Annotated in this window: 7 protein-coding genes; 1 reads left to right on the forward strand and 6 read right to left on the reverse strand. The window is 73.1% G+C overall.

What is annotated here, in order from left to right; genetic code table 11:
• Positions 1 to 46: 46 nt before the first annotated feature.
• From ACFOX0_RS30285 to metK, 6 genes are all read right to left on the reverse strand, one after another.
• The gene (locus ACFOX0_RS30285; protein ID WP_377552408.1) at positions 47 to 1,402 is read right to left on the reverse strand and encodes a DUF6002 family protein; all 1,356 of its coding nucleotides are present in this window, start codon (positions 1,400 to 1,402) and stop codon (positions 47 to 49) included.
• 39 nt (positions 1,403 to 1,441) lie between these two features.
• The gene (locus ACFOX0_RS30290; RefSeq protein ID WP_377552410.1) at positions 1,442 to 3,235 is read right to left on the reverse strand and encodes a non-ribosomal peptide synthetase; all 1,794 of its coding nucleotides are present in this window, start codon (positions 3,233 to 3,235) and stop codon (positions 1,442 to 1,444) included.
• A gap of 127 nt (positions 3,236 to 3,362) precedes the next feature.
• Entirely contained in the window at positions 3,363 to 10,865 is a 7,503-nt protein-coding gene (locus ACFOX0_RS30295) for an amino acid adenylation domain-containing protein (RefSeq protein WP_377552412.1), read from the reverse strand.
• A complete protein-coding gene (locus tag ACFOX0_RS30300) occupies positions 10,862 to 11,056 on the reverse strand; it encodes an MbtH family protein (RefSeq protein ID WP_377552414.1) in 195 nt (64 codons plus the stop codon). Before ACFOX0_RS30300 ends, ACFOX0_RS30295 begins: the two co-directional genes overlap by 4 nt.
• Positions 11,056 to 12,282 (reverse strand): MFS transporter, encoded by a 1,227-nt coding sequence (locus ACFOX0_RS30305; protein WP_377552416.1) that lies wholly within the window; start codon positions 12,280 to 12,282, stop codon positions 11,056 to 11,058. Before ACFOX0_RS30305 ends, ACFOX0_RS30300 begins: the two co-directional genes overlap by 1 nt.
• Positions 12,283 to 12,300: 18 nt before the next feature.
• Entirely contained in the window at positions 12,301 to 13,491 is a 1,191-nt protein-coding gene (gene metK, locus ACFOX0_RS30310; protein WP_377552418.1) for a methionine adenosyltransferase, read from the reverse strand.
• A 154-nt stretch (positions 13,492 to 13,645) separates the two neighbouring features.
• Here metK and ACFOX0_RS30315 point away from each other — a divergent pair, with 154 nt between their 5' ends.
• Positions 13,646 to 14,968 carry an aspartate aminotransferase family protein gene (locus ACFOX0_RS30315; protein WP_377552420.1) on the forward strand — a complete coding sequence of 441 codons (1,323 nt, stop codon included), beginning with the start codon at positions 13,646 to 13,648 and terminating at the stop codon, positions 14,966 to 14,968.
• Positions 14,969 to 15,058 lie beyond the last annotated feature (90 nt).

Here is a 15,058-nt window from a genome sequence, read left to right on the forward strand (position 1 = left end):
GGTCACTCCTCGGCTCGGTGGTCGAGTGGGCTGCGGAAGGGGTGTCTCACCGGGCGGCGGCGAACAACAGCCCGGTGACGTCGTCGACGGTGCGGACCGGGTGGGTCCGCGTCGTCGGCAGCGGTGGTAGCAGGTCGTCGGTGTAGTAGCCGGACGCGTGGACGACGACGTCGACGTTCCGGTCGATCAGCCGCCGCTCGCGGGCGACCAGGATGCCGGTCAGCGCCTTCACCAGCGACCACTCCCGGATCTGGGCGGGGTCCCGGGTGATGTCGATGCCGCCCGTGGCGGCCAGCGCGCGGACCTGGTCGAAGTGCTCCAGGCATTCGTGCCGGGACACCACGATCCCGCCGCCGCCGTGCTGCGCGACGAGCGGATCGAGCTGGGCGGAGGTGACCGGTTTGCGGGTGTAGAACGTGGCGTCGAGGACCTCGTGCGGGTCGTCGGTGACCGCCGGGAACGCGGCAGTGCTCTCCTGCGTCCAGCGGCCGTCGGCCCGGCGGGTGTACGGCGGATGCTCGATGCGGAGAAGGCTGAGCACCATGTCCGGGGTGGCCAACTGCTGGATCAGGAACAGGCCCGGGTGCCGGGCCGGCCGGGGGAGCCCGGTGTCGGTCGTCTCGGCCAGGACCCGGTGGCCCAGATGGTAACCGAGCAGACCGTAGGCGCTGGAGACCGCGTGCGCGTGCAGTCGCGGCGGCGAGTCCGTCGTGATCGGCATGAGCTCGGCCTCGACGAAGGCCCGGCTCGCGTCGGCGATGCGGTAGTTGTCGAGGTCGAGGGTGTACCAGAGGTGGAATCCGGTCTCCGCAGCCAGCCGTCCGGTGCTGCTGGCGGCCGCCCCGGCGGCCAGTTCCTTGACGTCGGCGGGCCGGTCCACGGTCGCCAACCCGACCGGGTTGGCCGCGTCGGTGTCCGGATCGTCGCTGAGCGGCCCACCGCGCAGTTTCGCCCGGGACGCCTCCGGCGCGATCACGACGATGCGCAGCTCGTCCGGCGTGGCCAGCCCGCTGGCGTACGCGCGGGCCACCGCGTCCCGCAGGGCGGTGCCCTTGTTGCCGGAGGTCGGCGTGAGCAGCAGCAGGCGGTGTCCGGTCCGGCGGATGTGGCTCACCGCCCGGGCCACCATGAACAGCGACGCGAGCGTCTTGGTGGTCCGGGTTCCGGGGTTACGGGTGAGATCGAGCAGGTGGGTGCGCTCCGCGATGGTGGTCAGCCCGAGCTGGGCCACCGACCCGAAGCGGGTGAATTCCGGCGAGGGGTCGGGCAGTTCGAAGGGGACCGGCGGTGGTTCCGGACGCTGCGCCGCGACCAGCGTGGCCGCCGCACCGAGGCCGGCCCGGTACCGCTGCAGCGCGTCCTCGATGACGGCGGTGACGGGTGCCTGGCTGGTGACGGACATGGGTGGGTACCCCCTCCTGGGGAGACGGATGGTGCCTGGTCACGGACGGCCGCAGCCGGTCGTGTCGAGTTCCGCGAGGACCAGCCGCTCCAGGGCCGAGGTCAACTCGCGCGGTGTCGGATGGTCCAGGACGGCGCGGACGGTGATGGTGGATCCGAAGGCGCGCCCGATTCTCGTGGCCAACTGCATGGCAGCCAGCGAGTCGCCGCCCAGGTCCATGAAATTGTCGTCCGGGCCGACCGCCGTGCGTTCCAGCACCTCCTGCCAGAGGCGGCACATGAGGTCCTCGGCGGTCTCGGGTGCGGTGACGTCGGTGACCCCCGTCGCCGGGAGGCACAGCGCCGTCCGGTCCACCTTGCCGTTGCGGTTGACCGGCAGGGCCGGCAGCAGCACCACCGAACGGGGCACCATGTAGCCGGGCAGCCGGGTGCGGGCGGCGGCGCGGACCGCACGCTCGTCGAGGTCCGGGGTCCGCGGCACCACGTACGCCACGAGCTGCGACGTGCCGTCCGTCCGCCGGTCGGCCCGCACCGCCACCGCGCGGATCCGGGGATCCTCGGTCAGTGCCGCCTCGACCTCGGCCGGTTCCACCCGGTAGCCGCGGATCTTCACCTGGTCGTCGATCCGGCCGCGGAAGACGAGCGTCCCGTCGGCGGTCCACTCGGCCAGGTCACCGGTGCGGTACATCCGGGCGCCCGGCCGCCCGCTGAATGGGTCCGGCAGGAAGTAGGCTGCGGTGAGCGCGGGCCGGCCGACGTAGCCGCGCGCCACGACCGGCCCGCCGAGGAAGACCTCGCCCGGTGTTCCCGGCGCCACCGGGCTGCCGTGCTCGTCCAGCAGGTGGACTGTGACGGCGGCCAGCGGGCGGCCGAGGGCCGGGCGGTCGGGCCAGGCGTCCGGTGGTCCGGTCATCGGGTATGCGGTGGCCTGGTGCGTCTCGGTAGGGCCGTACTGGTTCTCCAGCACCGCGTCCGGCAGCGCGGCGACCAGTTTCCGGACCGACGCGGTCAGCCGGAGCGGCTCGCCGGCCACGACGATGTGGCGCAGCCGGGCCGGCAACTCGCCACCGGCCTGCCACGCCTCGGCGAGTTGGTGCAGGAGGGTGGGCGAGAGGTAGATGCGGTCCACCGACTCGGCCGCGAGCAGCCGCAGCAGCAGGGTGGGGTCGGCCCGGTGCTCCTCGCCCACCTGCACCAGCGTGCCGCCGGCGGCCAGGGTGCCGAAGATCTCCTGTAGGGACATGTCGAACCCCGGCGAGGAGAACTGGGCACACCGCCAGGGCCGGCCGCTCCGGTCGGCCCAGTTCACGACGTTGCGCACGGCGGGCGGGCACATGCCGATGCCCTTCGGCGTGCCTGTCGAGCCGGAGGTGAACAGCACGCACATGAGGTTGTCGTCACCGGCCCCGTGGACCGGGTCGCTGGCCGGGTCGCCGGCCTCGGGACGGGCGGCGAGCGCGAGATCGGCGTCGAGCACCTCGGTCCCGTCGGCCGCCAGGTCGGCGACGCTGCCGGGGTCGGCGACGACGAGGCGGGCGCCCGCCGCGGCGACCATGCCGGCCAGGCGGGTCGGCGGATGCGCCGGGTCGAGCGGCAGGTACACCCCGCCGACCCGGACGATCGCGAGGAGTACGACGACGGCCTCGAACCGCCGGGCCATCCGGACGCCGACGACCACTTCCGGCCCCACGCCGAGCGACCGAAGATACCGGGCCAGGTGCGCGGTCCGGGTCTCCAGCTCGCGGTAGGTGTGCCGCCGGCCGGTGGCGGAGACGACGGCGACGGCGTCTGGTGTGCTCGTGCTCCACCGGCCCAGCCGTTTCAGCAGATCCATCAATTCTCCTCGGGCGTCGCGCCGAAGTAAAAATCGAATGGCAACAGCATCGTTTCCCGGCCGGTGCCGGCGCAATGGGCCTCAGGAGAGCCTGGGTCGATTAATTGAGCAGCTCTCCAGCCAATCTCTATTGTTCCTCATCAATTAAACTTCGCTGCAGCTCGTCCTGGACGGTGCGCACGTTCGGTTCGCTGAGCACGTTGTAGTGGTCGCCATCGACGAGACGGCACGCGAACCGTGCGTCGATCAGTGGCCGCCAGGCCTCCGGGTCGGCGCCGTCACGGGCGGCCACCAGGGTCACCCGCCGCGCCGAGGCCCGGGGTCGGTACGCGGCGAGCGCCCGCCAGTTGGCCTCGAACCGAGAGATCCTGCCGCGCAACTCGTCAGTGGCGCCGGCCGGCACGAGCCCCGCCGTCACCAGCGCCGCGACGACCCCCGCATCCTGGTCCGCCGGTGCCGCCGTCAGCAGGGTGGCCTCGTCCAGCGGCGGTGGCGGCGCCCCGGCGATTCCGGCGACGTCGGCGACGAACCGGCGCAACAGATCGAGTCGTCGATCCGCCGGGACCCGCGGATACGGCCCGGCCGAGGTGTCCAGCAGCATCAGGTGCGCCACCGTCTCACCGGCTCGCTCCAGCAGGTACGACATCTCCGCCCCCACCAGACCGCCGAAGGACCAGCCGGCCAGGTGGTACGGGCCGTGCGGTTGGACCCGCCGTACGGCCGCGACGTAACGTGCCGCCAGTTCCTCGACCGAACCCGGGAGCGTTCCCTCGGTGCCGTCCAACCCGTACACCGGTCGGATGCCGGTCAGCAGGCGTGCCAGCGGGAGGTACGGCGCAACCGAGCCGCCCACCGCGTGCACCACGAACAGCGGCGGTCGTGTCCCGCCGGTCGCCAGCGGGATAACCGGCGACCCGGCGTCCGACGGGCCGGTGTCGCGTCGGCCCGTGTCCCGTCGGCCGGCGTCGACGAGCCGGGCGACGGTTTCGAACACCGGATCCGCGTAGAGCCGGCGGACGTCCAGGTCAACGCCGAACCCGCGGCGGATCTCGGCCCGCAGCCGGGTCAGGTCCAGTGACGTGCCGCCCGAACCGAAGAAGTCGTCGTCCCGGGCCACGTCGGCGACGCCGAGCACGGACCCCCAGATCGGCGCCAGCGCCCGCTCGGCCGGGGTCCGCGGGGCTCCGCCCGCGGCCCGGGGTCGCCCGGTCGCCGTGGGTTCGGGCAGTGCGGCCCGGTCCACCTTGCCGTTCGCCGTCAGCGGGATGTGGTCCACCGGGACAAGTGCCGCCGGCACCATGTACCCGGGCAGCCGGGCGGCGAGCTGGGTCCGCACGTCGGACAGGTCGAGGTTAACCTCCCCGTCGCTGGGCACCACGTAGCCGACCAGGCGTTTCTCTTCTCCGTGCGGGCGGACCACCACGCACGCCGCCGCAATCCGCGGGTGCTCGGCCAGCGCGGCTTCGATCTCGCCGAGTTCGATGCGGAAGCCTCGGATCTTGACCTGGTGGTCAATCCGCCCGAGGTAGTCCAGCGAGCCGTCCGGGCGTCGCCGCACCAGGTCACCGGAATGGTAGCGGCGTGCTCCCGGCGGGCCGTACGGGTCCGCGGTGAACCGTTCTGCGGTCAGGCCTGGCCGGTTGAGATATCCCCAGGACACGCCCGGCCCACCGACCAGCAGCTCGCCCGGCACCCCGACCGGCGCGGGCCGGCCGGCCCGGTCCAGCACCCAGGCGGACAGGTCGGGGATCGGGACGCCGATCGGGCTGCCGCCGGCGTCGAGCAGGTCGGTCGAGAGCGGACAGTACGTCACGTGCACCGTCGTCTCGGTGATGCCGTACATGTTGACCAGCCGAGGGCCGGTCGGCCCGTACCGCCGTAGCCAACGCCGCACCGAGTCGGTGTCCAGTGCGTCGCCACCGAAGACGACAGTGCGCAGATCGGCCAGCCGCCCCCGGTCGGCGTCGACGGCGGCGAGCTGCCGGAACGCCGCAGGAGTCTGGTTGAGTACCGTCACCCGCTGCTGCCGCAGCAGGTCGTGGAACGCCTCCGGGGAGCGGCTGACCCAGTGCGGCACGACCACGAGTCGACCGCCGTAGGCCAGCGCGCCCCAGATCTCCCAGACCGAGAAGTCGAACGACAACGAGTGGAACAGCGTCCACACGTCCTGCGGGCCGAAGCCGAACCATTCGTCGGTGCCGGTCAGCAACCGGACGACGTGGCCGTGGCTGATTGTGACCGCCTTCGGTCGCCCGGTCGATCCCGACGTGTAGATCAGGTAGGCGAGGTCCGCCGCGGTGGATGTGACGTCCGGCACTGTCAGGTCGCCGTCGTCGTCGTGGCCGAGGAGATCGGCGTCCGCCACCAGGGCGAGGCGCGCGTCGGCGGTCATGAAGGACAGCCGGTCCGCCGGATAGCTCGGATCCAGCGGCACGTACGCGCATCCCGCGCGCAGGATTCCCAGCACACCGACCACGAGGTCCGCCGTGCGTTCCACCCGCAGGCCCACCCGGTCGCCGTGCCGACAACCCCGGGCCAGCAGCCGGGCCGCGAGCCGCTCGGATCGGTCGGCGAGTTCCCGGTACGTGATCCGCCGGTCGCCGGCCACCACGGCCACGGCCTCCGGCCGGCGACGTACCTGTCGGGCGAACAGATCCCAGAGCGAGTCCCGGACGGCCGGGGCCGGCTCGCCCCGGCTCCACCGGACCAGCTGCTCCAGCTCGGTCGGGTCCGGCAGCGGGAGGTCGTCCAGTCGGGCTCCCGGGTCGGCCGTACCGCGGGCCAGCACGTGTGCCACGTGCCGGGCCAGCCGGTCGACGGTGTCCGGCTCGAACAGGTCCGCGTCGTAGCCGACGCGGAGCCGGCCCGTCGTCGGGTCGAGTGTCACGTCGATGTCGACGGGGACGGGGACGCCCCGGGCGGCGGCCTCCCGGCAACGGTTGACGAGTTCGGCGAAGGTCTGCGCCCCGCTCGCGTCGACCAGCACACCGTCCGGTACACCCAGCACGACCCGGTCCTGCCGGCAGTAGCGGGAGAGCACCACCGCCGCGGCGGCGAGTACGGCGGCCGGCGCGGGCGGTGTGCCGTCCAGCGCCCGGAGGGCCGTTCCCCGGGCGCCGCTGCGCGTCGCCGGCCGGGGCCGGTCGGTGGGCAGGTCCATCGGCGGCAGCCGGAAGGCCGCCGGCGGGGGGAACTCCCCGAGCCGGCGGTCCGGGGCGACGGCGGCGAGTAGGCGCTGGTAGTCGGCCGCGAACGCGGCCATCCGGTCCCGCTCGAACAGGTCGGTGGCGTACACGAGCTGGCCGGTGAGCCGGCCGTCGTCGTGCCCGGTGAGGTGGAGCTCGACGTCGAAGCGGGTGGCACCGACGTCGGTCACCAGCTGGTCGACCCGCAGCCCCGGCAGGCGCAGCCGGGTCTGCTCGCTGTCGAGCTGGAACCAGGTCTGGACGAGGGGGTTGCGGCCGGGGTCGCGGGGTGGGCCGAGTGCTTCGACGATCTTGTCGAACGGGACGTCCTGGTGGGCGAAGGCGTCCAGGACGGTGTCCCGGACCTGGTGCAGGAGTTCGGTGAAGGTGAGCTGGTCGGCCGGTCGGGTGCGGATCGGCAGGGTGTTGACGAAGAAGCCGATGACCTCGCGCAACTCGGGATGCGTGCGCCCGGCCGCCGGTATGCCGGTGAGCAGGTCCCGGCCACCGGTGTGCTGGGCCAACAGCAACTGGAAGGCGGCGAGCGCGGTCATGAACAGGGTCGCGCCGTGCTGGTCGCCGAGCGCCCGCAGGGCCACCACGGTGTCCGCGGGCACGGTGAGGTCGACGATGTCGCCCCGGTTGCTGGGCACCGCCGGTCGTGGGCGGTCGGGCGGCAGTTCCACAGCCGTCGGGGCACCCGACAACCGGTCCCGCCAGAACGTCAGGTCCGGCCGCCGGCGCCGCTGCCAGTGGGCGTAGTCGCCGTACGTCGGGACGGCGGGTGCGCGGGCCGTACCGCGGTAGGCCGCCGACAGTTCGTCCTCCAGGATCCGCAGGGAGGCGCCGTCGAAGACGATGTGGTGCACGACGATCACCAGGGTGTGGTCGTCCGGGGCATGGCGTTCCAGGTGGGTACGCACGAGTGGGCCCCGGGCGACGTCGAACGGCTCGGCCGCGACCGCCCGCACGGCGGCCTCCGGCGTGAGCGCCCGCCCGTCGCCGACCGTCAGCGGTACGTCCTCGGGGCGCAACCGGCCGACAATGGGCCGGCCGTGCTGGTCGGGATAGTACGAGAGCAGCACCGGATGGCGCCGCAGCACCGTACGCAGGGCCGCCCGTAGCCGCGGCACGTCGAGCTGCCCGCGGATCCGGTAGGACGTGTCCGGCATCGTGTACGCGTTGGTGCCCGGATGCAGGTGTTCGAGGAACCAGAGCCGTTCCTGCGCGTACGAGACGGTCGGCGGCGCCCCGGCCGGAATCGGGCCGCTGTCGTCCTCCGGTACCGGGGCGTCGTGACCAACCGCGGTGGCGATCATCGCGGCGACCGCGGCCGGGGTTCGCCCGGTGAAGACGTCACGCACCGACAGTCCGCAGCCGAACTCCCGGCGCAGCGCCAGGACGACCTCGCTGGCCAGCAGGGAATGCCCGCCCAGGGCGAAGAAGTCGTCCTCGTCGGCGACCCGGGGCAGGCCCAGGGCCCGGGCCCAGATCGCCGCGACCCGGCTGGTCGGGCCGTCGCCGGGACGACCGGGGGACCGCGCCCCGGCGGGGGCGGGTGGCACCGGCGGCAGCGCCGACCGGTCCAGCTTGCCCGTCCGGGTGACCGGCAACTCGGCGACGCCGACGACGTGCCGGGGCACCATGAAGTCGGGTAGCCGGTCCCGCAGGAAGCCACGCAGCCGTTCCTGGTCGACAGGTGCGCCGGCGGCCCCGACGACGTAGGCGACCAGTGCCGTTCCGCCGGCGAGATCCGTGGCCAGCACCGCCGCCTCAGCCACGTCCGGGTGACCGCACAGCACCTGCCGCACCTCGGCCGGTTCCACCCGGTAACCCTGGATCTTCACTTGTTCGTCGACCCGGCCGAGGAACTGGAGGGTGCCGTCGGCCCGCCATCGGGCGAGGTCACCGGTGCGGTACAGCCGGCCGCCCGGCGCGGCGCCGAACGGGTCGGGAAGGAACCGGTCGGCGGTGAGCGCCGGCCGTCCCACGTACCCCCGGGCCGGCCACGGTTTGCCGACGTGGATCTCTCCGGGCACACCGGGGGGTACCGGTCGCGCCTCGGCATCCAGCAGGTGGACCCGGGTGTTGGCGATCGGCCGGCCGACGGGCGGCTGCTCCGGCCACTCTCGCGGATCGCCGGTCAGCAGGTGCGCGGTCACGGCGTGCGTCTCGGTCGGCCCGTACTGGTTCTCCACCGTCACGCCGGGCAGTCCGGCGAGGAAGGCCCGGGTGGCCGGCGTCAACACGAGCCGCTCGCCCGCCGTGACGATCTCGGTGAGTGGAAGCCGCGGGTCGGGTCCGGCGTGGGCGGCCAGCCGGGCCAGCACCATCGGTGGGCAGAACAGCCGACGGACGCCGTGCCGGCGGATCCGCGCCAGCACCGTGTCCGGGTCGCGCCGGTCCTCGTCGCTGATCACCACGAGCGGCTGGCCGGCGAGCAGCGTCGCGAAGGTCTCCTGGAACGAGACGTCGAAGCCCACGGCGGCGAACTGCAGGGCCGGTCCGCTCACCGGCAGATGGCCGGTCTCCCAGCGCAGGAGGTTGACCAGCGGCCGGTGGGTCATGGCGACGCCCTTGGGCCGGCCGGTCGAGCCGGAGGTGTAGATGACGTAGCACAGGTCGTCCGGGGCCGGTGGGGCGCCGGTGCCGGTGGCCGGGTACCGGGCCAGCCCGGGGTCGTCGACCAGGACAGGAGTCGCCGGTCCGTCGACCAGGTCGGCGGACCGGGAGTCGGTGACGACGCACCGCGCGGCCGAGTCGGCGATCAGCTCGCCCAGCCGGGACGGCGGATGCCCCGGGTCGAGCGGTAGGTAGCCGGCGCCCGCCTTCAGCACCCCCAGCACGGCCGACACGCCGTCGGCGCCCCGGGGCAGCAGGACGGCGACCACGTCCCCGGGCCCGGCCCCGCGCTCCCGCAGCGCATGGGCCAGCCGGTTGGCGCTCGCGTCCACCTCGGCGAACGTGACGAGCCGCTCGCCGTCGACGATGGCGGTCGCCGTCGGCGTCGCCCGCACCTGACGCTCGAACAATTCCGGTACGGAGGTCGCCTCCGTCGGTGCGTCGGTGTCGTTCCAGCGGCGCAGGACCTCGGCCGAGTCCTCGACGGCGGTACCCCAGAGAGCGTCGAGGCGGTGGTCCGGGGCCGCCGCCGCGGCGGCGAACAGGCGCCGGTAGCGGTCCGCGAAGTCGCGCATCGTCGCGTGGTCGAAGAGGTCCTCGGCGTAGACCAGTTCGCCCGCGAGGCTGCCGTCCGCCAGCTCGCTGAGCCGCAGCGCGACGTCGAAGTTGGTGGCCGGCGAGCGCAGCGGGACCCGTTCCACCTGGAGACCCGCCAGCCGTGCGCCGGCGGTGTGCCGGTCCAGCTCGAACCAGGTCTGGACGAGGGGGTTGCGGCCGGGGTCGCGGGGTGGGCCGAGTGCTTCGACGATCTTGTCGAACGGGACGTCCTGGTGGGCGAAGGCGTCCAGGACGGTGTCCCGGACCTGGTGCAGGAGTTCGGTGAAGGTGAGCTGGTCGGCCGGTCGGGTGCGGATCGGCAGGGTGTTGACGAAGAAGCCGATGACCTCGCGCAACTCGGGATGCGTGCGTTCCGACGACGGAACCCCGCTGACGACCTCGGTGCCGCCGGCGTATCGGGCGAGCATGCTCTGGAACAGCGCCAGGGCGGCCATGAACGGGGTCGCGTGGTGTTGCCGCGCGTGCCGGCGCACTGCGGTCGCCGCTCCGGTCGGGATCGAGAACTCGACGACCCGGCCGCGTTGCACGGGTGTCGCGGTGCGCGGTCGGTCGGTGGGCAGCTCCAGCGTGGCCGGCGCCCCGGCCAGGGCGGACACCCAGTAGCCGGGATCGGCCCGCCGGTGCCGCCGGAGGCCGGCGTACCGGGCGTACGGCAGCGGCAGCGGGGCCAAGGCGGACCCCTCGTACGCCGCACCGAGATCCCGTTCCAGGATGGCGATCGACCCGCCGTCGAACACGATGTGGTGCACCACGAGCAGCAGCAGGTGCTCGTCCGGCGCCTGGCGCAGCAGGTACGCGCGCAGCAGTGGCCCGGTGGCCAGGTCGAAGGGCTCCGCGGCGAGCGCCTGCGGGTCGCCCCCGTCGGTGACGACCAGGTCGACCGCCTCCGGCCGGTGGTGGGCCACCGTCGGCCGGCCGTCGCGTTCCGGGTAGTGGGAGAGCAGGATCCGGTGCCGGCGGAGCACCTCGTGCAGCGCCCGGCGTAGCCGGTCCACGTCGAGGCGGCCCCGGATGCGGTAGCACGTGTCGGCGGTGTTGTAGCCGGTGGCGTCCGGGTGGAGTTGGTGCAGGAACCAGAGGCGTTCCTGGTTGGGGGAGACGGCCTCCGGCAGGTGCCCGGCGCGGGCGGGCTCATCGCCACCGTGGTCGTCCAGGGCGCCGCGGAGCCGCCGGGCGAGTAGCTCCGCGGCAGAGCCGTGGCTCACCGTTCCGCCCGGGCCCGGCGGACCGACAGGGGAGTGATGTCGGTCCACATCTCCGCGATCCGGTCGAGGCACTCCGGTCTGGTCCCGGACACCCCGGTGTCGTGCCATCCCGCGGGCGGTTCGGGGCCCACCGGCCAGATCGAGTGCTGCTCCTCCGCGTTCACCACGACCCTGAACAGTTCGGATTCCATCAGACCTCCACGGGTGTCGGGTACGGGCGCCGGGTGCCACGCCGCCAGAGCAGTACGGCCGTCGACGCGGTGACCGCCGTGGTGACCGCGAGCAGGGCTCGGTGGCCCACGGAGGCGTACAGGTAGGCGCCCGCCAGCCGGGACAGCGCCAGCGGACCGAAGATCGACAAGCTGACGACGGCGGACGTCCGCCCCTGGAGCCCGGCGGGTGTGCGCCGCTGGGCGAGCGTGAGCGAGCCGATCAGCAGCCAAGGCAGCCCGACGCCCTGCAGCGCCATGCCGGCGAGGATGACCGGTAGTGCCGGCGCGAACAGCAACGCCGTGCCGAGTGAGGTGAGGGCGAGGGCTAGGCCGGCGAACCGGGGTTCGCCGGTCCGCGCCATGATCTCGGCGGCGGCGATGCTGCCGAGCAGCGACCCCACGCCCTGCGCGGCGACGAGTACGCCGAGAAACGGAACCGGTCGACGCAGGTCGTGCTCCACGACGCCGAAGAGCGCCGCCTGGGTGAGTCCCATGGACAGCAGCGCGACCACGCCGACCGTGACGGTGGTACGCAGGTCCGGCGTGCGCCGGATGTGCCGCAGGCCGCCGAGTACGTCCCGCGCCTCGCCGCCGGCCGGGTTGCCGGGGACAGGCCGCAGCAACCACAGCGGCAGGCAGGCCAGAGCCGTTCCGGCGACCGCGACCGTGGCCACCGCGGCGCCGCCGCGCCAGACCAGCAGGGCGACCCCGAGTGCCGGGGCCAGCACCCGCATCCCCTCCTGGATGGACTGCAGCAGCCCGTTGGCCGTGCCGAGCAGTCCGGTGGGCAGCATGGCGACGAACAGGCTGCTCTCCACGGTGGTCATGAGCGCGAGAGCCGAGCCGAAGACGAACGTCGCCAGGTAGATCAGCCACAGGTCACCGGCGTCGCTGACCAGGTAGAGCTGGACCGCGGCGGCGGCCATCACGAGGTTGGCGCCGAGCATGACCGTCCGCTGGGACGCCCGGTCGGTCAGCGCGCCGAACAGCGGGTAGAAGACGGCGGGCACCGCGACGAAGAAGCTGACCAGGGCGCCCGCCCCGGCGTTCCCGGTGAGTTGCGCCGCCCAGACGCCGCCGGCGAGCACCAGCACGTTGGAGCCGGCGAAGCAGAGCGTCACGGCGAGGAAGACCAGCCGGGCGTCGCGGCGGTGCAGCAGCGTCACCACTCCGGCCCGGGGTGCTACCTGGGGGGCTGTGGTCATCAGGGTGTCTCCCGGGGGTCAGGCCGAGCCGGCTCGCAGGTCCGCCGCCCGGCCGACGCTCTCCCAGCTCAGCTCCGGCAGTTCCCGGCCGAAGTGGCCGTACGCCGCGGTCTGTTGGTAGATCGGCCGGAGCAGGTCCAGGTCCCGGACGATCGCCGCCGGCCGCAGGTCGAACACCTCGCCGATCGCCTTCTCGATCCGCTCGACCGGCACGGTCTCGGTGCCGAAGCACTCCACGAACAGGCTCACCGGATGCGCCCGGCCGATCGCGTACGCGACCTGCGTCTCGCACCGCTCGGCCAGGCCCGCCGCCACCACGTTCTTCGCCACCCAGCGCATCGCGTACGCCGCCGAGCGGTCCACCTTGGACGGATCCTTGCCCGAGAACGCGCCGCCACCGTGCCGGGCGTAACCGCCGTACGTGTCGATGATGATCTTCCGGCCGGTGAGCCCCGCGTCCCCCATCGGACCGCCGATCTCGAATCGGCCGGTCGGATTCACCAGCAGCCGGTAGTCATCGGTGTCGACGCCGAGGCCGGCCAGTTCCGGCTCGACCACGTGCGTACGGATGTCCGGCGTCAACATGGACGCCAGGGAGATGCCCGCGGCGTGTTGCGTGGAGACGACCACGGTGTCCAGGCGGACCGGTCGCCATCCGTCGTACTCGATGGTCACCTGGGTCTTGCCGTCCGGCCGCAGGTACGGGATGGTGCCGTCCTTACGGGCGGCGGTCAGCCGCCGGGCCAACCGGTGTGCCAGCGCGATCGGCAGCGGCATCAGCGCGGGCGTCTCCGCGCAGGCGAACCCGAACATCATCCCTTGGTCACCCGCGCCCTGCTGGTCCAGCGGATGCGCCGATTCGCCGGTCCGCGCCTCGACCGCGGCGTTCACCCCCCGGGCGATGTCCGGCGACTGCGCTCCGATCGACACGCTCACCCCGCACGAGGCACCGTCGAAGCCCTTGCTCGACGAGTCGTAGCCGATCTTCAGGATGGTGTCCCGGACGATGCTCGGGATGTCGGCGTAGGCCCGCGTGGTGACCTCACCCGCGACGTGTACCTGACCGGTGGTGATCAGGGTTTCGACCGCGACCCGGCTGCCGGGATCATCCGCCAGCAACGCGTCGACGACGCCGTCGCTGATCTGATCGGCGATCTTGTCCGGGTGGCCCTCGGTGACGGATTCGGAGGTGAAGAGGCGGGCTGCCACGGATGCTCCTCTCGGCCCGAACGCCGGGCAGCGATGACGTTAGGTCGGCGGACTACAGGCGAACTCCGGGGCCGCTGGAGATCGGCTGGGGTGTGGCCCGTGCGCGGCTGCGGGCCCCTTGCCCGGGCGACCCGGGTTTGGCAGCCTGGCCGGCATGCCCGACGCATCGGTCAACAACGATCTACTGGCTCGGCACCGGGCGGTACTGCCCTCCTGGATGCCGCTCTACTACCACGACCCGATCGAGCTGGTCGCCGGGTCCGGTCGTCGGGTCACCGACGCCGCCGGCCGCACCTACCTGGACTTCTTCGGCGGTGTGTTGACGAACATGCTCGGCTACGACGTCGCCGAGGTACGCGAGGCGGTCGAACGCCAACTGCGTACCGGCATCGTGCACACGTCGACGCTGTACCTGATCCGTCAACAGGTGGAACTGGCCGAGAAGATCGCCGCGCGGTCGGGGATCCGGGACGCCCGCGTGTTCTTCACCAACTCCGGGTCCGAGGCGAACGAGGCCGCGCTGCTGTTCGCGACCAACACCCGCCGGTCCAACCAGGTGCTCGCCGTGCGCAACGGCTACCACGGCCGTACCTTCGGCGCGATGGCTGTCACCGGCACCCGTTCCTGGTCGGCCAGTTCGCTGAGCCCGTTGCAGGTGGCGTGGCTGCACTTCGGCGACCGGTTGCGCGGCGCATACGCGGGGCTGCCCGACGCCGACCACATCGAGGCCGCCGTCGCGGATCTGCGCGAGGTACTGGCCACCCAGGTCGGCGGTGACGTCGCCGCGCTGATCGCCGAGCCGATCCAGGGCGTGGGCGGCTTCGTCATTCCCCCGGACGGGTTGTTCGCGGCGGTCAGGGAGGTGCTCGACGAAACCGGCATCCTGTTCATCAGCGACGAGGTGCAGACCGGCTGGGGACGAACCGGCACGCATTTCTGGGGCTACCAGGCGCACGGCGTCGTCCCGGATCTGCTGACGTTCGCCAAGGGCGTCGGCAACGGCCTCGCCCTCGCCGGCGTCGTCGGTCGCGCCGAGGTGATGGAGGGGGTGCCGGGGATCAGCTTCTCCACGTTCGGCGGCAACCCGGTCGCCGCCGCGGCCGGCAACGCGGTATTCGACTACCTGTCGCGGCACGACCTGCAGGCGAACGCGGAACGGGTCGGGAGCCTCCTGCTCGACGGACTACGGTCGGGCCTGCGCGATCAGCCGCACGTCGCGGAGGTCCGGGGCCGGGGCCTGATGATCGGCGTCGAACTGGTTCGGCCCGGCGGCACCGTCCCCGACCCGGCGGCCGCCGGTGTCGCCCTCGAGGCCTGCCGGCGGGACGGGCTGCTCGTCGGCCGGGGCGGCCTGTACGGCAACGTCCTGCGGATCGGACCACCGCTCACGCTGACCGAGGCGGAGGCCCGCGAGGGGTTGGCGATCCTGCTCGACGCGTGCCGGTACCGATCCGACGGCGGCACCCCGGACCGCTGACCCGGCCGGCGGCGCGCGGGTCCGTCAGGCCGGCGGCGCGCGGGTCCCGGCCTCGCGCGGGTCCTGGCTGGCCTCCGCGCCGATGTCACC

Source organism: Micromonospora zhanjiangensis (genome assembly GCF_042650605.1).
GTDB lineage: Bacteria > Actinomycetota > Actinomycetes > Mycobacteriales > Micromonosporaceae > Micromonospora_J > Micromonospora_J zhanjiangensis.